This window comes from Streptomyces sp. YIM 130001, from assembly GCF_003574445.1.
GTDB lineage: Bacteria > Actinomycetota > Actinomycetes > Streptomycetales > Streptomycetaceae > Streptomyces.
This window is the reverse complement of sequence record NZ_KZ984562.1, coordinates 193,895-213,154: the sequence shown is the minus strand read 5'-3', so window position 1 is coordinate 213,154 and position 19,260 is coordinate 193,895. Positions and strand designations below refer to the sequence as shown.

17 protein-coding genes are annotated in these 19,260 nt (G+C 70.5%); 3 read left to right on the top strand and 14 right to left on the bottom strand.

Annotation, left to right across the window (positions count from 1 at the left end; genetic code table 11):
* Window positions 1-37: 37 nt before the first annotated feature.
* Window positions 38-1,621 (bottom strand): MDR family MFS transporter, encoded by a 1,584-nt coding sequence (locus tag DSC45_RS25580; RefSeq protein ID WP_119294324.1) that lies wholly within the window; start codon window positions 1,619-1,621, stop codon window positions 38-40.
* A gap of 144 nt (window positions 1,622-1,765) precedes the next feature.
* On the opposite strand from DSC45_RS25580, the gene DSC45_RS25575 reads away from it, so the two are divergent.
* Entirely contained in the window at window positions 1,766-2,344 is a 579-nt protein-coding gene (locus tag DSC45_RS25575; RefSeq protein WP_119294276.1) for a TetR/AcrR family transcriptional regulator, read from the top strand.
* A gap of 114 nt (window positions 2,345-2,458) precedes the next feature.
* On the opposite strand, the gene DSC45_RS25570 is transcribed toward DSC45_RS25575, so the two are convergent.
* On the bottom strand, window positions 2,459-3,133 hold the full coding sequence (locus DSC45_RS25570; RefSeq protein WP_119294275.1) for a M23 family metallopeptidase: 675 nt from the start codon (window positions 3,131-3,133) through the stop codon (window positions 2,459-2,461).
* Window positions 3,134-3,564: 431 nt separating this feature from the next.
* Here DSC45_RS25570 and DSC45_RS36845 point away from each other — a divergent pair, with 431 nt between their 5' ends.
* Window positions 3,565-6,618: an NACHT domain-containing protein gene (locus DSC45_RS36845; RefSeq protein WP_119294274.1), complete on the top strand. Its 3,054-nt coding sequence runs from the start codon at window positions 3,565-3,567 to the stop codon at window positions 6,616-6,618.
* 145 nt (window positions 6,619-6,763) lie between these two features.
* Here DSC45_RS36845 and DSC45_RS25560 read toward each other — a convergent pair whose 3' ends face one another.
* On the bottom strand, window positions 6,764-9,289 hold the full coding sequence (locus DSC45_RS25560) for an ATP-dependent Clp protease ATP-binding subunit (protein WP_119294273.1): 2,526 nt from the start codon (window positions 9,287-9,289) through the stop codon (window positions 6,764-6,766).
* 441 nt (window positions 9,290-9,730) lie between these two features.
* Here DSC45_RS25560 and DSC45_RS25550 point away from each other — a divergent pair, with 441 nt between their 5' ends.
* Window positions 9,731-10,486: an SCO3374 family protein gene (locus tag DSC45_RS25550; RefSeq protein ID WP_119294272.1), complete on the top strand. Its 756-nt coding sequence runs from the start codon at window positions 9,731-9,733 to the stop codon at window positions 10,484-10,486.
* Here the strand turns inward: DSC45_RS25550 and DSC45_RS25545 are convergent.
* From DSC45_RS25545 to DSC45_RS25500, 11 genes are all read right to left on the bottom strand, one after another.
* Window positions 10,417-10,755: a histone-like nucleoid-structuring protein Lsr2 gene (locus DSC45_RS25545; RefSeq protein ID WP_119294271.1), complete on the bottom strand. Its 339-nt coding sequence runs from the start codon at window positions 10,753-10,755 to the stop codon at window positions 10,417-10,419. The two genes, DSC45_RS25550 and DSC45_RS25545, sit on opposite strands and share 70 nt — an antisense overlap.
* Before the next feature lie 217 nt (window positions 10,756-10,972).
* On the bottom strand, window positions 10,973-11,515 hold the full coding sequence (locus DSC45_RS25540; protein WP_119294270.1) for an amino-acid N-acetyltransferase: 543 nt from the start codon (window positions 11,513-11,515) through the stop codon (window positions 10,973-10,975).
* Between the two features lie 9 nt (window positions 11,516-11,524).
* Window positions 11,525-12,022, bottom strand: a complete 498-nt coding sequence (locus tag DSC45_RS25535) for a BlaI/MecI/CopY family transcriptional regulator (RefSeq protein WP_119294269.1) — start codon at window positions 12,020-12,022, stop codon at window positions 11,525-11,527.
* 172 nt (window positions 12,023-12,194) lie between these two features.
* Window positions 12,195-12,374, bottom strand: a complete 180-nt coding sequence (locus DSC45_RS25530; protein ID WP_119294268.1) for a hypothetical protein — start codon at window positions 12,372-12,374, stop codon at window positions 12,195-12,197.
* A gap of 63 nt (window positions 12,375-12,437) precedes the next feature.
* Window positions 12,438-13,007 (bottom strand): hypothetical protein, encoded by a 570-nt coding sequence (locus tag DSC45_RS25525; protein WP_119294267.1) that lies wholly within the window; start codon window positions 13,005-13,007, stop codon window positions 12,438-12,440.
* Window positions 13,008-13,122: 115 nt separating this feature from the next.
* Entirely contained in the window at window positions 13,123-13,287 is a 165-nt protein-coding gene (locus tag DSC45_RS35880) for a hypothetical protein (protein ID WP_162929349.1), read from the bottom strand.
* Between the two features lie 58 nt (window positions 13,288-13,345).
* The gene (locus DSC45_RS25520; RefSeq protein WP_119294266.1) at window positions 13,346-14,143 is read right to left on the bottom strand and encodes a type III pantothenate kinase; all 798 of its coding nucleotides are present in this window, start codon (window positions 14,141-14,143) and stop codon (window positions 13,346-13,348) included.
* A gap of 4 nt (window positions 14,144-14,147) precedes the next feature.
* On the bottom strand, window positions 14,148-15,176 hold the full coding sequence (gene nadC, locus DSC45_RS25515; RefSeq protein ID WP_205571427.1) for a carboxylating nicotinate-nucleotide diphosphorylase: 1,029 nt from the start codon (window positions 15,174-15,176) through the stop codon (window positions 14,148-14,150).
* On the bottom strand, window positions 15,173-16,963 hold the full coding sequence (locus DSC45_RS25510; protein ID WP_119294265.1) for an L-aspartate oxidase: 1,791 nt from the start codon (window positions 16,961-16,963) through the stop codon (window positions 15,173-15,175). Before DSC45_RS25510 ends, nadC begins: the two co-directional genes overlap by 4 nt.
* The gene (gene panC, locus DSC45_RS25505) at window positions 16,960-17,955 is read right to left on the bottom strand and encodes a pantoate--beta-alanine ligase (RefSeq protein WP_119294264.1); all 996 of its coding nucleotides are present in this window, start codon (window positions 17,953-17,955) and stop codon (window positions 16,960-16,962) included. The genes DSC45_RS25510 and panC overlap by 4 nt, the downstream gene beginning before the upstream one ends.
* Window positions 17,952-18,908, bottom strand: coding sequence for a Rossmann-like and DUF2520 domain-containing protein (locus DSC45_RS25500; protein WP_119294263.1), 957 nt, complete (start codon window positions 18,906-18,908; stop codon window positions 17,952-17,954). Before DSC45_RS25500 ends, panC begins: the two co-directional genes overlap by 4 nt.
* Window positions 18,909-19,260 lie beyond the last annotated feature (352 nt).

Here is a 19,260-nt window from a genome sequence, read left to right as displayed (position 1 = left end):
GCCCGGAGCCAGCCGGCACCCTCGAAGCGATCGCGCCTCAGGCCGAGCCGGCAGACACCGGCTCGCCCCGGCTGCCGTCGCCGTCCGCGTCGCCGTCGGTCCGGTCCTTCGGCCCCGCTCCCTTGAGCGGTACCTCCTTCACGAACAGCGCGGCGACGAAAGCGACCACCGCCACGGACGCCCCGATCAGGAACGCCGAGTGCGTACCGGACGACACCGCGAACTGGTACGCCTCGCGCATCGCGTCGGGAAGCTTCTCGAGGCTGTCCGCGTCCAGCTGTGCGTTCGGCAGCGCCGGTCCACCTGCCGTACGGGCGGCCATCTCGTCCTCGACCCGGCTGTTGAAGACCGCGCCCATGATGGCGACGCCGAAGGAGCTGCCGAGCGTACGGAAGAGGGTCGTCGAGGAGGAGGCGACGCCCATGTCCTTCATCTCGACGCTGTTCTGCGCGACGAGCATGGTGATCTGCATCAGGAAGCCCATACCGGCACCGAGCACCGCCATGTACACACCGGAGGTCAGCCGCGAGGTGCCGGTGTCCATCTGCGAGAGCAGGAACAGTCCGACCACGATGAGCGCGCCGCCCATGATCGGGAAGAGCTTGTACCTGCCGGTGCTGGTGGTCACCCGTCCCGCCACCAGCGAGACGATCATCATCGAGACCAGCATCGGGAGCAGCAGCAGTCCGGAGTTCGTGGCCGACGCGCCCTGTACGGACTGCTGGTAGAGCGGCAGGAACAGTACGGCGCCGAACATCACGAAGCCGGTCAGGAAGCCGATCACGGACATCAGGCTGAAGTTGCGGTTGCGGAAGATGTGCAGCGGCATGATCGGTTCCGCGGCGGTGGTCTGTACCCGAAGGAAGGCCGCAAGCGCCGCGATGCCGAGCCCGATCAGGCCGAGGATCATGGCCGAGCCCCAGGCGTACTCCGAACCGCCCCAGGTGGTGACGAGCACGATGGAGGTGATGCCGACCGTCAGCAGGCCCGCACCGAGATAGTCGATCCGCGCCTTGGACCGCTTCTTCGGCAGGTGCAGGACCGCGGTGACCATGACCAGAGCCAGGGCGCCGAGCGGCAGGTTGATGTAGAAGGACCAGCGCCAGCCCCAGTTGTCGGTGATGGTGCCGCCGACCAGCGGTCCGCCGATCATGGCGAGGGCCATCACGCCGGCCATCATGCCCTGGTACTTGCCGCGCTCCCGCGGCGGAATCAGGTCGCCGATGATCGCCATGACGCCGACCATCAGTCCGCCCGCACCGAGGCCCTGCACGGCCCGGAAGGCGATGAGCTGCCCCATGTCCTGCGCCATGCCGCTCAGCGCCGAACCGATCAGGAAGATCACGATCGAGGTGAGGAACGTGGCCTTCCGCCCGTACATGTCGCCGAGCTTGCCCCAGATCGGGGTCGAGGCGGCGGTGGCCAGTGTGTAGGCGGTGACCACCCACGACAGGTGCGCCAGGCCCCCCAGCTCACCGACGATCGTCGGCATCGCAGTGCCGATGATCATGTTGTCCAGCATCGCGAGCAGCATCGCGATCATCAACGCCAGGAGCACCACACGCACACTGCGCTTCTGCGGCTCCTGAACCTCCTGCTCCTGCTCGATCGTCGTCGCCATCATCCCCACTTCCCCGACACCGGACTTACTTGCCGCCCGGCTAGTTGACTACACTCGGGGAAGGTAGACCGCCAACTAGCCGGGCGTCAAGTAAGTTCGGCTCGACCTTTGGTCCTGGGTCGTAGACAGGAGAGAGCGCGAGTGATGAGCAGCAGCACGCCGACCCCCCGCAGGGGCAACACCCGGCAGCGGATCCAGGACATCGCCCTCGAACTCTTCGCCGAGCAGGGGTACGAGAAGACCTCGCTGCGGGAGATCGCCGAGCGCCTCGACGTGACGAAGGCCGCGCTCTACTACCACTTCAAGACCAAGGAAGACATCCTGATCAGCATGGCCGAGGACCTCACCAGGCCGCTCGACGAACTGCTCGCCTGGGGCCGCGACCAGCCCCGCACCCTGGAGACGAAACAGGAGATCCTGCGCCGTTACAGCGCAGCCCTGTCCGGCGCCGCCCCGCTGTTCCGCTTCATGCAGGAGAACCAGGCGACGGTGCGCGACCTGAGCATCGGCAAGGACATGAAGGGCCGCATGATGGCCATGATCGAGCTGGTCAAGGAGCCGGACGCGGAACTGGCCGATCAGGTGCGGTCGGTCGCCGCGCTCTTCTCGATGCACGCCGGCATGTTCCTGATCCAGAACCTCGAGGGGTCCGTCGAGGAGAAGCGCGACGCCGTACTCGAGGTCGCCCTCGACCTGATCACCCAGGCGAACGCCGAGTCCTGACGGCCGGCCGAACTACGGGAGCACAGAAAAGGGGAGTGAGGACCGTCGACAGGACGGCCCTCACTCCGCTTCATGGCGCGTGGCACTCGGCTTCTACGCCGCGTATCGCTGAGCTCAGATCTTCACACCCACGCCGCGCAGGAACGCAGCCGGGTCGATGGCCGAGCCGTAGTTCGCGGTGTTGCGGATCTCGAAGTGCAGGTGCGGGCCGCTGGAGTTACCGGTGTTGCCGGAGCGGGCTATGTTCTGGCCGTTGGCGACCTTCTGCCCGGCCTTCACGTCGATCCGGGACAGGTGCGCGTACTGCGAGAACTTGCCGTCGGCGTGCTTGACCACGATGGCGTTGCCGTACGCGGGACCGTCACCGGCACCGTTACCGCCGGCCTTGACGACCGTGCCGGCGTGCGCGGCCTTGACCTGGGTACCGACCGGGACGGCGAAGTCCTGGCCGGAGTGCTTGCTGGCCCACATCGAGCCGCCCTTGCCGAAGGTGGAGGACAGCGTGTACTTCGCGACCGGCTGCGACCAGCCGTTGGCCTTCTTGGCGGCCGCCTGCTTGGCGTCGCTCTGGGCCTTCGCCTTCGCGGCGGCCTTCTTGCCCTGGGCCGCAGCCTGCGCCTCGATGGACGCGACCGTCGAGGCCTGACCGGCCTGCGGAGCGTCGCCCGCGGCGGCCACCGACACTCCGGCGCCCAGCAGCGTCGAAACGCCGAGCCCGGCGGCCAGTACGGCGGCACGGGTGCGGAGCACGGACGAGCCGGAACGGTGAGTGGTGGTGCGCAGCGACATCTCGGATGACCTCCGGGGTGGGGGAAAGACGGTGCCGTTCACGAACGCTCTTCGCCGTGGCGGCCTCACCTTGGTAACCCGCGCCCCCATCGCCCCACAAAACCCCCATCTACTACCTGTCTTCGTTTGATTGCCGGGTAAAAAAGACTTCTTGACGTTGAAACCAACCAGAACGTTGATTCCGAGCAAATCGGACGTATGGGGCGGTTTACTCCCTCGTCAGCGGCCTGCCATCGGGGCCGCACGCCTGGGAACCGAAGGGCTGAGGGCGTCGGGACCAAGGTCCCGGCCGTAGAGAGTCGACGGTCCCGAGCGCCATGTGGGAGCAATCCACTATTCCGCGTAGTAAGGGACAAAACGCCTGTGCGTCATGTCACCGGAGCGCAAGATCCAACCGTCCGCGGATGTGACCGGGGCTACGCTCCCGGACCATGGATCCCGCTGTCCTCGGCACCCGTCTGGCATCGAGCGCGATCGCCCCCGCGTTACGGAAGCTGCTCGTCCAGGAAGGCCCGGGGGCGGGCCTCACCAGCAAGCCGGTGCGGCTGTCCGGCCTGGTCTCGTTCCGCGGCGAGAAGCGCACCCTCACGGAGCGGGACGTACGACGGATCGCCGCCGGCCTGGTCGACGCGGCCCTCTCGGGGCCGGGCGAATCCCCGTTCCCGCCCGACGAGGAGACCGCGGTCACCGACGCCCTCGCCGCCCGCCTGCTCGCCCTCGGCGACCTGACCATGGACGACGTCCAGGCCGTGCGGCTCGGCCACGAGCGGCTGGCCCGCCGGCTGCGGGACGCCGCGCCCGCCGAGCCTCCCCTGTCGGCGGACGCGCAGTACTTCCTCGACTCCGCCACCGGCTGGGCCTGTCTGCACCTGCTGCAGTTCTTCACCCAGCGGTCGAGCTTTGTAGCCCGCACGCTGGTCCAGCAGAGCCGGGACCAGGCCGAACTGCTGGCCAGGGTCGACGAGTTGATCGCCCGCACACCACGCCCGGACGCACCCGACAGCGCCTTCGAGGCCCGCTACCGCACCCACCTCGCCCACCGCCACAGCCGTTTGACGATCTTCGGGCTCGATCTGCGGGACGCCCCGGACGCCTGGCCGCTCGACGTCGCGTATCTGAGCCTGGAGATCACCCGCGAGGACCCGCCCGACCCGTCCGTCCGTACCGCCGACAGGACCGGAAGCGCCACGACCACCGTGCGCGAACGGGCCGAGGACCTGTTCGCCGCCCACGAACGCATTCTGCTGCGCGGCGAGGCCGGCTCCGGCAAGACGACCCTGCTGCAGTGGCTCGCCACCACCACCGATGACCGCATCCCCTACGTACTGCCGCTGCGGACCCTGATCCGTGCCGACCGGCTGCCCGCTCCCGAGGCCTTCCTGCACTCCGCCGACTGTCCGCACACGCCGCCCGAGGGCTGGGCCGAGCGCGTGCTCGGCGCCGCCCGCGGCCTCGTCCTCGTCGACGGCCTCGACGAGGTCCCCTCCGCGGACCGCACCCGGGTACGCGACTGGCTGCTCGCCCTGGTCCGCGCCTTCCCCGGCAACCGCTGGCTGCTCACCGCCCGCCCCACCGCCGTACGCCCCGACTGGCTGGCCGACGACGGCTTCGCCGAGGTCGCGCTCGCGCGCATGGACCGCACGAGGGTCACCGCCTTCGTGCACCGCTGGCACGCGGCCGCCGGGGCGCCCGAGCACGAGGAGCCGCTGCTCGACGCCCTGCGCACCAAGCCCGACCTGTCCCGCCTGGCCACCAACCCGCTGATGTGCGGCCTCCTGTGCGCCCTGCACCGCGCCCGTCGCGGCTACCTCCCGCCCCGCCGCAAGGCCCTCTACGACGCCGCGCTCCAGATGATCCTCACCGAACGCGACCGGCAGCGCGGCATGGGCGGACTCGACGGCATCGAACTGGACACCGAGGACCAGATCGAGCTGCTGCAACGCCTCGCGTACGCGCTGATCCTGGCGGGCCGCTCGGAGATGGACGAGTCGACGGCGCTGGCCGTGCTCGAACGCGCCCTGCCGTCCGTGCCCGGCGCCGGCGGACAGGGCGACGCCCCGGCGATCCTGCGCCATCTGCTGCTCCGCAGCGGGGTGTTGCGCAGTCCGGGGCCACAGGTGGTCGACTTCGCGCACCGCACGTTCCTCGACCACCTCGGCGCACGCTGCGCGGTCGAGGAGGGGCACCTGGACGTGCTTCTGAGCCACGCAGAGGACACTCAGTGGGAGGACGCGATCCGGATGGCCGTCGCGCACGCCCGCCCGCGGGAGCGGACGTCGCTCCTCCGCGGTCTGCTGGCCCTCGACGGGCCCCGCTCGACCCTCCTCGCCCTGGCCTGCCTCCAGGACGCGTCCTCGGTCGACCAGGACGTCCTCGCGGAGGTGAAGGGCCGGGCGGCCCGGCTCGTACCGCCGAGCACGGTGGACGAGGCGAGAGAACTCGCGCTCGCGGGCCGGTTCGTACTGGAGCTCCTGCCCGGACCCGACGGGCTGAGCGACGAGCAGGCCTACGCCGTGGTGACAACGGCGTCACTCCTCGACGAGGACGGCTCCCTGCCGGTCCTGAAGCGTTTCCGCACCCACCCCGCGTCGGGCGTCCGCCGCCAACTGGTCGGCACCTGGTACCGGTTCGAGGCGGAGGAGTACGCACGGGAGGTGCTGGCGCAGCTTGCCTGGGACGGACTCGACCTCACGGTCTCGAACGTCGAGCAGCGCAGGGCGATGCGGCTGCTGCCCCCGATCAGGCGCCTCGACCTCAGCGGGGACCATTCGGTCGGCGAGATATTGGCGGCCGTTCCGGCGGACACCGCACAGCGCCTGACCCTGCGCCGGAACTCCCTCGTCGGCGACCTCGGGGAACTTCACCCGCTGCGGCCACTGGAGTTCCTGTCCCTGATGTACTGCCCGGCGATACGCGACCTCGCGCCGCTCGCCCACCTCGGTCTGCGACACCTGTCCGTCATCGAACTGCCCGGCCTCTCCGCGCTCCAGGGCCTGCGCGAGCTGACGGGACTCACCTCGCTGAGCGTCGTCCAAGCGGTCTCCGCGCCCCCGCTCGCCGACCTGCTGCCGGCTGACGCTCCGCTCGAGGAACTCATTGTGAACGGCGCCGCGATCGGCTCCGCCGGGCTGACGTTCCTGGACGCCTTTCCGCAATTGAAAGAGTTGATGCTGGTGGACGGGGCGACGGCCCTCGACCGGGACGACTGGGCCCGGATAGCGGAACTTCCGCAACTCACCAGACTCAGCCTGGACGGCGGTTTCCTGGCGGACGGCCCCGAACCCGGCACGGAATTTCCCGGCGTAGCCGAACTCGCGCTCAGCATGCCGCGGAGCAGCACGGATATCTCCCGTATCGCCTTCGCCTTCCCCTCGGTACGCACCGTCACCTGCTTACGAGAACGCACGGCCCCGTCCGGCGCGGAAGCCGAGTACCGCTCCTTCTTCCCGCACGCGGAAATCACGGTGCACCGCCAACAGTCCTGATCACGACACATCACCACGCGGAAACGGCGCAGCCGCGGCGCGGAAACGGCAGGAACGGCAGGAACGGCAAAAAAGGGGAGTGCCCCGGAACCGAGTTCCGGGGCACTCCCCTTTGCGATGACCGGCTACGCCGACCGAAGAACGACTACGCGTCCTTGGTCAGGTTCGGGCCCGAACCACCCGCGGCCGACTCGATCGGCGGGACGTCCGGCAGCGCCGACTTCTCCTCACCGCGGAAGGTGAAGGTCGCGTTCTCACCCTCGCCCTCCGTGTCGACGACCACGATGTGCCCGGGCCGCAGCTCGCCGAAGAGGATCTTCTCCGACAGGCTGTCCTCGACCTCGCGCTGGATCGTGCGACGCAGCGGCCGCGCACCCAGGACCGGGTCGTAACCCCGCTGGGCGAGCAGCTCCTTCGCGGCCTGGGAGAGCTCGATGCCCATGTCCCGGTCCTTCAGGCGCTCGTCCACCTTCTCGACCATCAGGTCGACGATCCGGAGGATGTCCTCGCGGCTGAGCTGCGGGAAGACGACGACGTCGTCCACACGGTTGAGGAACTCGGGACGGAAGTGCTGCTTGAGCTCGTCCGAGACCTTGTTCTTCATCCGCTCGTAGTTGGACTTGTTGTCGCCCTGGGCGGCGAAGCCCAGGTTGAAGCCCTTGGAGATGTCCCGGGTGCCGAGGTTGGTCGTCATGATGATGACCGTGTTCTTGAAGTCCACGACCCGGCCCTGGGAGTCGGTCAGGCGACCGTCCTCCAGGATCTGCAGCAGCGAGTTGAAGATGTCCGGGTGGGCCTTCTCGACCTCGTCGAAGAGGACCACGGAGAACGGCTTGCGCCGCACCTTCTCGGTGAGCTGACCGCCCTCCTCGTACCCGACGTAGCCGGGGGGCGAGCCGAAGAGCCGCGAGACGGTGTGCTTCTCGCTGAACTCCGACATGTCGAGGGAGATCATCGCCTCTTCGTCGCCGAACAGGAACTCCGCGAGGGCCTTGGACAGCTCCGTCTTACCGACACCGGACGGGCCGGCGAAGATGAACGAACCGCCGGGACGCTTGGGGTCCTTCAGACCCGCTCGCGTACGCCGGATCGCCCTGGAGAGCGCCTTGACGGCGTCCTTCTGGCCGATGACCCGCTTGTGGAGCTCGTCCTCCATGCGCAGCAGACGCGAGGACTCCTCCTCGGTCAGCTTGAAGACCGGGATGCCGGTGGCGGTGGCGAGGACCTCGGCGATCAGATCGCCGTCGACCTCGGCCACGACGTCCATGTCGCCGGCCTTCCACTCCTTCTCGCGCTTGGCCTTCGCGGCGAGGAGCTGCTTCTCCTTGTCGCGCAGGGACGCGGCCTTCTCGAAGTCCTGCGAGTCGATCGCGGACTCCTTGTCGCGGCGGACGCCGGCGATCTTCTCGTCGAACTCGCGGAGGTCCGGCGGCGCGGTCATCCGGCGGATACGCATCCGGGAACCGGCCTCGTCGATCAGGTCGATCGCCTTGTCCGGCAGGAAGCGGTCCGAGATGTACCGGTCGGCCAGGGTCGCGGCCGATACGAGCGCCTCGTCGGTGATCGAGACGCGGTGGTGCGCCTCGTACCGGTCGCGCAGGCCCTTGAGGATCTCGATGGTGTGCGGCAGCGACGGCTCCGCGACCTGGATCGGCTGGAAGCGGCGCTCGAGCGCCGCGTCCTTCTCCAGGTACTTGCGGTACTCGTCGAGCGTCGTGGCACCGATCGTCTGGAGCTCACCGCGGGCCAGCATCGGCTTGAGGATGCTGGCGGCGTCGATCGCGCCCTCGGCGGCGCCCGCACCCACCAGGGTGTGGAGCTCGTCGATGAACAGGATGATGTCGCCGCGGGTGCGGATCTCCTTGAGGACCTTCTTCAGGCGCTCCTCGAAGTCACCGCGGTAGCGGGAGCCGGCGACGAGCGCACCGAGGTCGAGGGTGTAGAGGTGCTTGTCCTTGAGGGTCTCGGGCACCTCGCCCTTGACGATGGCCTGGGCGAGGCCCTCGACGACGGCGGTCTTACCGACGCCGGGCTCACCGATCAGGACCGGGTTGTTCTTCGTACGGCGGGAGAGCACCTGCATGACCCGCTCGATCTCCTTCTCGCGCCCGATGACCGGGTCGAGCTTGGACTCACGAGCGGCCTGGGTGAGGTTCCGGCCGAACTGGTCCAGGACGAGGGAGGTCGAGGGCGTGCCCTCGGCCGGGCCACCCGCGGTGGCCGTCTCCTTGCCCTGGTAACCGGAGAGCAGCTGGATGACCTGCTGCCGCACCCGGTTGAGGTCTGCGCCCAGCTTGACCAGGACCTGGGCAGCGACGCCCTCGCCCTCACGGATCAGGCCGAGCAGGATGTGCTCCGTGCCGATGTAGTTGTGGCCCAGCTGAAGGGCCTCGCGGAGCGAAAGCTCCAGGACCTTCTTGGCACGGGGGGTGAAGGGGATGTGGCCGGACGGGGCCTGCTGGCCCTGACCGATGATCTCCTCCACCTGCTGGCGGACCGCCTCGAGCGAAATCCCGAGGCTCTCCAGGGCCTTAGCGGCGACACCCTCGCCCTCATGGATCAAGCCCAGGAGGATGTGCTCGGTGCCGATGTAGTTGTGGTTGAGCATCCGGGCTTCTTCCTGAGCCAGGACGACAACCCGCCGCGCGCGGTCGGTGAACCTCTCGAACATCGTTAATCGCTCCTCAGAGCGGTCAGGCAGTAAAGGGGTCGGTCCCCTCCCTGTCCTTCCGCAGCTTAGTCCCGCAAGCGGGGACCGCTCATTCCAACTGCCGACACTCGGACTCCATCTCGGAGGTTCTGCTGACCCCGAACGCCGACAACTGCTCCAACCCGATGGTGCGAGACGATGTTCCCGCAGGCCAGGCAGATACCCTCACCACGAGTACGCCGATGGCGAACGTGAGACGGCCAAACCTGCGTGTCGCCCCTTCCCACTAGGAATGTCTTACCCGTAAGGACTGACACTCCATGCGGCGCGCACCGGTTCCCTCCGCTACGGGCGAACACCTTTGCGCCGCCGAAGACGGGATTCCGCTTCCGCGACCTCCACATAGCGCCACGTCACGCGCACCCTGCGTAACCATCGGGACATTCCGAAGTTGCTCCGGACATGGCCGCCATCATTCCACTCCCCCGCAATCCGCTGCAGGCTCCGCGTCCGGATCCACTGCCGCAGGACTCGTCGGCGGACACGCTCGGAGGCGATCCGGTGGCCCGCTGGTACGCGCACGCGCTCGGCTGGGCAACGACATCGGCGGTGTGCGGGCCGCCTGCAGGGCCGTCGGTGCCGCGTCAGGGGTGTGCGGATCAGACGCCGCAGACACGTGAGCGATGGCCGCAGCTGCTCACCGGGCTGCGCTTCGACGTGCTCGAACTGCCCGCGGAGGCCGGCTGCGCCGTGCTGCGCAGGCTCCCGGACCGGGCGCCGACGGGCCCGGTGTCCGTCGGGGGCGGCACGATGCGGCTGTTCGTCGCCGCGGGGAGCGCGGAGGAGCTGCCCGGCCTGCTCGACTGGCTGGAATGGGGGCGCCTGCCCGCGGATCTGACGGCCGCCGGTGCCGGCGGGTCCATCCCCGCACCGCTGCCCCCGGGGTGGTCAGGCCCCCGGGGCGGCGCCGTCTGGCTGCGGCCCCCCGAGCCGGGCCGCGATACGGAACCGACGCTGCCGGCCCTCGCCGGCCTCGGCTCGCGACGGGCGGTACCCGGCGACGATCACACCGAGGGGCCCGATCTCGTACGACTCGTGGACTTGGCGGCGACCGAGTGTCACCGGCTCCGGCTGCACCGCGGAAGCGGTCAGCCGTTGGCCTTCTCGTACGCCTCGCGGATCGAGGCGGGGACGCGGCCGCGGTCGTTGACCTCGTAGCCGTTGTCCTTCGCCCAGGCGCGGATCTGCGCCGTGTTCTCACTGGAGCCCGCAGAGGCGGCGCGCGCCTTGCCGCGACCACCCGAGGCGCGGCCGCCGGTACGCCGGCCACCCTTCACATAGGCGTCGAGCAGCCCGCGGAGCTTGTCCGCATTCGCCGTGGTGAGGTCAATCTCGTAAGTCTTGCCGTCCAGCGCGAACGTCACGGTCTCGTCCGCGTCGCCGCCGTCGAGGTCGTCGACAAGAAGGACCTGAACCTTCTGTGCCACCGGATTTCCTTTCATCGATAACTTCGGGCCCCGGTGCCGACGGCGCGCACGCCGATGATTCACCGGCCCCGGTTATATGGAGTACGTCGGAAAGCAAACCGCTTTTCCCTGGAAAACACAAACCCCTGTCGAGAGGATCAGGTCGCAACGCCCCTTGAAACACACGCGATTCGGACATAGCCACCCCATGCGTGAGGGCTTGTAATACACCCGGTGATCACAGGTGCAGAAGCATCCGGCTGTTGCCCAAGGTGTTCGGTTTCACTCGTTCGAGACCGAGGAACTCCGCAACGCCTTCGTCATAGGAACGAAGGAGCTCGCTGTAGACCTCGGATCCGACCGGTGTCTCACCGATCTCGACGAAGCCGTGCTTCGCGAAGAAGTCCACTTCGAAGGTGAGACAGAAAACTCTGCGTACGCCGAGCCAGCGTGCGGTCTGCAGCAACTTCCCCAGGAGTTGATGGCCCACTCCGCCGCCCTTCAGGCCCTCATCCACGGCAAGAGTCCGCACTTCAGCAAGGTCTTCCCAGATCACATGGAGTGCACCGCATCCGACGACCTGTGCGTTGTCGTCGCGTTCGGCCACCCAGAACTCCTGGATGTCCTCGTAAAGCGTGACGGTTGCTTTGTCGAGCAGGATGCCGCGGCGAACGTAGGAGTCGAGGAGTCCGCGTACTGCTGCCACATCACTGGTCCGCGCCCTGCGGACGGTGAGGGCTTTTGCCGGTACATCGGGATACGTGGGGAGCTCTGCGGCCATGACCGGACGCTATCGCCCCGAGTCGGACCGGGGCGCCGCGGGGCTGTCGGGTGCTTCCGGGTTCCCCGGCGCCGATGCGTTGTCCGAGGAGTTGTCCCGCGGCGGGGAGTTGTCGGATGCGGCGGAGTTGTCGTCCGCGGGATCGACATCGATGCTTACGATCCGGCCGGCGTCCCTGAGTGCCGCGCGCTGCTCCGGCGACATCATCCCGAAGAAGGCGACGAGTGCGGCCGCCGGGTTGTCGCTGCGCGACCACGCCTCATTCATCAGGGCCGCCGCATAGGCGGCTCGGGTGGAGACGGCCTCATATCGATAGGCCCGGCCCTCGGCCTCTCTGCGGACCCAGCCCTTCTGATGGAGATTGTCCAGGACGGTCATCACCGTCGTGTAAGCGATGGAGCGTTCCTGCTGGAGGTCTTCAAGGACTTCCCGCACGGTGACCGGGCGGTTCCACTCCCACACCCGCGTCATCACCGCGTCTTCGAGTTCTCCCAAGGGGCGAGGCACACCTGAACCCTAGAGCGTGCGGCCGTTCACGGCCTGCCGGACATGGCATCGGCGCAAGGGCGATATCCACGGAAAGATCCGCGGTCGACCGCACGCAAAAAAGGCGCAGGGATCACGGTGCGAGGCTTCGCACCGGGAGAGTCCTTGCGCCCCGTTCCGGCTTGCGCCGGGGTCAGTTGTCGCTGCCGCCCGGCGCCTGGCGGGCTGCCTCCGCGCGCGCGACGGCGGCGTCCACCGCGGCGTCCTCCTTGGCCTTGTTGTCGCCGCCCTGGGACTTGACGATCGTCACGATCAGGGCGATGAAGAACACGGCCATCACAACGGGCGGCACGAGCGCGGAGACGTAGTCCATGCCTCAAGCGTAGCTACGGCCCGCCCGCGGGATCGCCCGGGGCGGGCCGTAGCCGCTCGGTTCTCAGACCGCGGCGAGCTTCTGCGGCGGCTCGGGCGGAGCCGGACGCCGCTTGGGCGGGAACACCTCGGCCGGTGTCGGCACCGGACGGGGCGGCGGGGCCGGGCGCTTGTCCGGGGCCGGACGCTCGGGACCGTCCGCGGCGAGGCCCCCGGGCAGGGCGAGCAGCCGTGCGCGGGGTACGGGGACGGGCCGGCCTGCGAGTCTCGCCCGTACGGTGTCCTCCGCCAGGCGCTGGCAGCGCTCAAGGAGCGCCGCGGCGGCCGGGTTCCCGCGCAGGGCCCGCAGGGCGGCGAGGTCGTCCGGGCCGGGCGCGTAGCCGGCCGCGAGGGCTTCGGTGAGGAGCTCCAGATAGCCGGAGGCCGTACCGGGCAGAGCGGCCCGGTAGCGGGCGAGGTCGGCGAAGAGGAAGGCGCGGAGCCGGGCGCCCTCGCTGACCGCTTCGTCGAGCGAGTCGGCGAGCCGGAGACAGTCCTTGGCGGCGCTCTCGTCGAAGGCGCCTGCGGGGTCGGGATGGAGGGCGAGGGCGAGAACGCGGCGGAGCACACGCAGCTCGTCCGCGCTGAACGCCATGCCGCCTCGTGATCCGTATGGCGTGGGCATGGGCCGACGATACGGTCTAATCAGACAAAATCCGCTTAACTCTCTTTTGCGGCGCGCCCGTACCGCCTCGCCGTACGGAGCGGGCTCAGTCCCCGAGGCGGCGGCCGCGGTTGCGGTCGCGGAGCTTGCGGACCAGGACGCCGGTGCCGAAGAGGGCGCCGAGCAGCAGGACCGTCACGAACGCCGAGCCCGCCTGGCTTCCCTCGGCCGCGCTGCGCACCCCTTCGCCGGCGTACGTCGTCCACGTCATGTGGCTGCCTTCCTCGTGGTGTCGGTGCGTATCGGCACTATCGGCACTATCGGCATCGTCAGGTCCGCGCGATGTTGCGCTCGTAGACCAGTCGCAGGCCGATCAGGGTGAGCCACGGCTCGTGCTCGTCGATGGCCGACGACTCACCGAGCACCATGGGCGCGAGGCCTCCGGTGGCGATCACGGTGACGTCCTCGGGGTCGTCGGCGAGCTCCTTGGACATCCGGCCGACGACACCGTCCACCTGGCCGGCGAAGCCGTAGAGGATGCCGGACTGCATGGCCTCGACGGTGTTCTTGCCGATCACGCTGCGCGGGCGGGCGAGCTCGATCTTGCGCAGCTGCGCACCGCGCACGCCGAGGGCGTCGACCGAGATCTCGATGCCGGGGGCGATGGCGCCGCCCGCGTACTCGCCGCGCGCGCTGACCGCGTCGAAGGTCGTCGCGGTGCCGAAGTCGACCACGATCGCGGGGCCGCCGTAGAGCTCGACGGCCGCGACCGCGTTGATGATGCGGTCGGCTCCGACCTCCTTGGGGTTGTCCATCAGGATCGGGACGCCGGTCTTGATGCCCGGTTCGACGAGTACGGCCGGGACGTCGCCGTAGTAGCGGCGGGTGACCTCGCGCAGTTCGTGCAGGACGGAGGGCACCGTGGCGCAGATCGCGATGCCGTGGATGCCGTCGCCGAGTTCCGAGCCGAGCAGCGGGTGGGTGCCCATCAGGCCGTTGAGGAGAACGGCCAGTTCGTCGGCGGTGCGGCGGGCGTCCGTGGAGATGCGCCAGTGCTCGACGATCTCCTCGCCGTCGAACAGGCCGAGCACGGTGTGGGTGTTGCCCACGTCGATGGTCAGCAGCACGCGGTCACACCGTCCCGTCGGCGGCGGAACCGTCCGCGGCGGCCGGCGCCTCGCGCAGGTCGAGGCCGATGTCCAGGATCGGGGAGGAGTGCGTGAGACCGCCCACGGCCAGGTAGTCGACGCCGGTGCGGGCATACGCCCGGGCGTTCTGCACGGTGAGGCGGCCGGAGGACTCGAGCAGGGCCCGGCCCGCCGTGAGGGCCACCGCCTCCTCGGTCTCCTCCGGGGTGAAGTTGTCCAGGAGGATCAGGTCGGCGCCCGCGTCGACGACCTCGCGGAGCTGGTGCAGGGTGTCGACCTCGACCTCGATGGGCAGTTCCGGGAACCGCTCGCGTACGGCCTGGAAGGCCTCGGCGACGCCGCCTGCCGCCACCACGTGGTTGTCCTTGACCAGGGCCGCGTCCGAGAGGGCCATGCGGTGGTTGACACCGCCGCCGCAGCGCACCGCGAACTTCTCCAGGGCGCGCAGGCCCGGAGTGGTCTTGCGGGTGTCGCGGACCTCGGCCTTCGTGCCCTCCAGTGCGTCCGCCCACGCGCGCGTGGCCGTCGCGATGCCGGAGAGGCGGCACAGCAGGTTCAGGGCGCTGCGCTCGCCGGTGAGCAGGTCGCGGGTACGGGTCGTGACGGACAGCAGGGGCTGTCCTGCCGCCACCCGGTCGCCGTCCTCGACGTGCCGCTCGACCTCGAACTCTTCCTCGCAGACCACGGACAGGACCGCCTCGGCGACCCGCAGGCCGGCCACCACGCCCGCCTCCCGGGCGGTGAAGTCGCCGGTGGCGACGGCGGCCTCGGGGATCGTCGCCACGGACGTCACGTCCACGCCGCCGTCGAGGTCCTCCGCGATCGCCATGTGCGCGATGTCCTCGACGAGTACGGGATCCAGGCCCGCATCGGCGATCAGCTGGGCGAGGGCGGGGTCGAGGCCGCACACCATGGCGTCGTCCGCCGGGGAGTCGCCGGCGCAGCCGCAGGCGTCGCCACAGCCCTCCTCGTCGACGAGGGGAAGGTCGGGGGTGCTGCTCACTTCGGTCACTGCTCCTGAGGACGGGGGACGGCTCCCGGGCCGGCGACGGTCGGGGGGAAGTCTGCGGATTCGGTGGCGTGGACGGCGAGCGTGCGGTCCGGGTTGAGGCGGACGACCAGGTGACGGCGCCACCCGGCGTCGTCCCGGTCGGGATGGTCCTCGCGCCAGTGGCAGCCGCGGGTCTCCTCGCGGCGCAGGGCGGCGGCGACGAATACCCGCGCGACGCACAGCAGGTTGGTGGCTTCCCAGGTGTCGGTGCCCGGCTCGGCCGTCTTGCCGTTCTCCGCGAGTGCGGTACGGGCCTCCGCGTGGATCTGCTCGAGGGCGCCCGCGGCCCGCGCGAGGGACTGCTTGCTGCGCAGCACCCCGGCGCCCTCGGTCATCACCCGCTGCAGCGCGAAACGGGCCTCGGGGGGCAGCAGCGGGTGCGCGGGCGGCGGCTGTCCTGCTGCGGTGGGGTCCCGTTCCGCCTCGGCGTCGGCCTCCACGCGCGCGTGGAGGGACGGTACGGGGGCGGTGTCGGGTGCCGGGTGCGCGGTGATGTCGGCGGCGATGCGCTCCGCGTAGACCAGGCCCTCCAGAAGGGAGTTGGAGGCAAGGCGGTTCGCGCCGTGGACGCCGGTGCAGGCGGTCTCGCCGCAGGCGTACAGGCCGGGCACGGTGGTGCGGCCCCGCAGGTCCGTGCGGACGCCGCCGGAGGCGTAGTGGGCCGCAGGGGCGACCGGGATCGGTGCGGTCACCGGGTCGATGCCGTGCGCGCGGCAGGCGGCGAGGATCGTCGGGAAGCGGGTGGCCCACATATCGGCGCCGAAGTGCCGGGCGTCCAGGTACATGTGCTCGGCGCCCTGCTCCAGCATGCGCCGCGTGATGGCCTTCGCCACCACGTCGCGGGGTGCGAGCTCGGCCAGTTCGTGCTGCCCGGTCATGAACCGCACGCCGTCGGCGTCGACCAGGTGGGCGCCCTCGCCGCGGACCGCCTCGGACACCAGCGGCTGCTGGCCCTCGGCGTCCGGGCCGAGGAACAGGACCGTCGGGTGGAACTGGACGAACTCCAGGTCGGAGAGCTCCGCACCGGCCCGCAGCGCGAGCGCGACGCCGTCCCCGGTGGACACAGGCGGGTTGGTGGTCGCCGAGAAGACCTGGCCCATGCCGCCGGTGGCGAGCACCACCGCGCGCGCGTGCACGGCGCCGACGCCGTCGTGCTGCCCCTCGCCCAGGACGTGCAGGGTGACGCCGGCGGTGCGGCCCTCGTCGTCGGTGAGGAGGTCGAGCACCAGGGCGTTCTCGATGGTGCGGATGCCGCTCGCGCGTACCGCCTCGACGAGGGCACGGGAGATCTCGGCTCCGGTCGCGTCACCGCCCGCGTGCGCGATACGGCGACGGTGGTGGCCGCCCTCCCGGGTCAGGGCGATGGCGCCGGAGTCCGGTGCGGTGTCGAAGTGGGCGCCGGTGTCGATCAGTCGGCGCACCGCGTCCGGGCCTTCGGTGACCAGGATGCGTACGGCCTCCTCGTCGCACAGGCCGGCGCCCGCGACGAGGGTGTCGTCGAGGTGCTGCTCCGGGGTGTCGCCGTCTCCGAGCGCGGCCGCGATCCCGCCCTGGGCCCAGCGCGTGGAACCGTCGTCGAGGCGGGCCTTGGTGACCACGACCGGGCTCAGGCCGGCGGCCGCGCAGCGCAGGGCGCAGGTCAGACCGGCCACTCCGGAGCCGACGACCACCACGTCGGCGTCGCTCGCCCAGCCGGGGGCGGGCGCGTGCAGGCGTATGCCGGTGGCGCCCCTCGCGTTGGTGGTCATCGGGCGGCTCCGAACGGTCCGAAGGTGAGCGGCAGGTTGTCGATCAGGCGGGTGCTGCCGACGCGGGCGGCGACCGCGAGGACGGCCTCGCCCGTGTAGTCGTTCGCCACCTCGGTGAAGTCCGACGGGTCGACCAGGGCCAAGTAGTCCAGGCTCAGCGGTGGTTGGGCGTGGTCCGCCTCGTCGAGCACGGCGCGCGCCGCGGCTCTGACGGCGGCGGGGCCGCCGCCCGCGGACTGCGCCACGGCATTCAGATCGGCGGCCGCGCGGGCCTCGCCGAGTGCCGTCAGGGCGTCGGCACGCGCGCGTGGTGCCGGCGCGGCCTGGGCGCGCGCGTGCAGGGCGGTCTGGGCGGTGAGCCGGTCTCGGCCCGCGTACAGGGCGCGGGACAGGGCAAGGGCGGTGTGCCGCTCGCCGAGGGAGAGATAGCGGTTACGACTGGACAGGGCCAGGCCGTCGGTGTCGCGGACCGTCGGCACCGCGCGGACGTCGACCGGGAAGTTGAGGTCGCGGACCATGCGGCGGATGAGCGCCAGCTGCTGCGCGTCCTTCTGGCCGTAGAGCGCGATGTCGGGGTCCGTGAGGTGCAGCAGCTTGGCCACGACGGTGAGCATGCCGTCGAAGTGGCCCGGGCGTACGGCCCCTTCGAGGCGCTCGCCCATGGGGCCCGCGGAGATCCGCACCTGGGGATCGCCGCCCGGGTAGACCTCGTCCGCGTCCGGAGCGAACACGACGTCGGCTCCGGCCTGTCCGGCGACCCGTACGTCGGAGTCCAGGGTGCGCGGGTAGCGGTCGAGGTCCTCGCCGGCGCCGAACTGCAGAGGATTGACGAAGACGGTGACCACGACCTGGTCGGCGACCTCCCGGGCGGCCCGGATCAGGCCCGCGTGGCCGTCGTGGAGGGCGCCCATGGTCATCACGACCGCGCGGCGGCCGGTGCCGGGGCGGCCCAGTGCGCGCAGCTCGGCGGCGGTGTGCAGCAGCACGGTCATCGGGGGTCGCCTCCGGCGCTGCCGGTGGTGCCGGAGCCGGCGGCTCCATCGGCACCGTGCGCCAGTACGCCGAGCAGGTCCTCGGCGAGCTCCGGCTTCAACAGGCCGTACGCCAGGGCGCGGTCGGCGGTGGCACGGGCCATGGCGAGGTAGCCGGGGACGGTGCCGGGTGCGTGGGTGCGGAGCTCGGCGACGTGCGCCGCGACCGTACCGGCGTCACCGCGCGCGACGGGGCCGGTCAGTGCGCCGTCTCCGGACCGCAGGGCGTTGTCCAGGGCTGCGCCGAGCAGCGGGCCGAGCATCCGGTCGGGCGCCTCGACGCCGGCCGCGCGGAGCAGGTCCATGGCCTCGGCGACCAGGGTGACCAGGTGGTTCGCGCCGAGCGCGAGGGCCGCGTGATACAGCGGCCTGGCATGTTCCTCGATCCACTCCGGTTCGCCGCCCATCTCGATCACGAGGGCCTGGGCCGCGAGCCGCAGCTCGTCGGGAGCGGTCACGCCGAACGAACAGCCGGCCAGCCGCTGCACGTCCACGGAGGTGCCGGTGAACGTCATCGCGGGGTGCAGCGCGAGCGGCAGACCGCCGGCCCGCAGCACCGGCTCGAGGACGCCGACCCCGTGGCGTCCCGAGGTGTGCACGACCAGCTGGCCGGGCCGTACCGCGCCGGTCTCCGCGAGGCCTTCGACGAGGCCCGGCAGAGCGTCGTCGGGGACGGTCAGCAGGACGAGGTCCGCGCGCGCGAGCACCTCGGCGGGTGACACCAGGGGGACGTCAGGCAGCAGGGTCGCGGCCCGTCGCACCGAGGTCTCCGAGACTCCGGAGGCGGCGACCGGCCGGTGCCCGGCGAGCTTGAGCGCGGCGGCGAGCGCGGGGCCGACACGGCCCGCGCCGACGACGCCGACGGTGAGCCTGGCCGGGCGGTCTCTCGGGTCGGGCTGTTGTGGTTGGTTCACGCGACGACGGCCTTCCGTTCCAGTCCGCATGGGGTACCGGACGTTTCTCGTCATGCTAACGCGAGCCCTCGGGCGGGTACCGGGCCTTCCACAGGCCGTTGCCGGGTGGCCGAAGTTGTCCACAGGCTGTGGGTCATCGTACGCGCGTACGACGCGGCCTGTGGACGGTTACCTCCACGCGGGAGGCGGCTCGACGGACAGTGCGGACAAGCCGGGCGGAAGGGCGCGTGCGGCGCCGGCCACGCGCGCGTGATCGCCGATGCGCTGCCGCAGGACCGCGCGGAGGACGGGCTTCACGGGCGCGTGTAGCCCGAGCCGGTCCGTTCGGGCCGCTCAAGCACGGCCGGAGCGG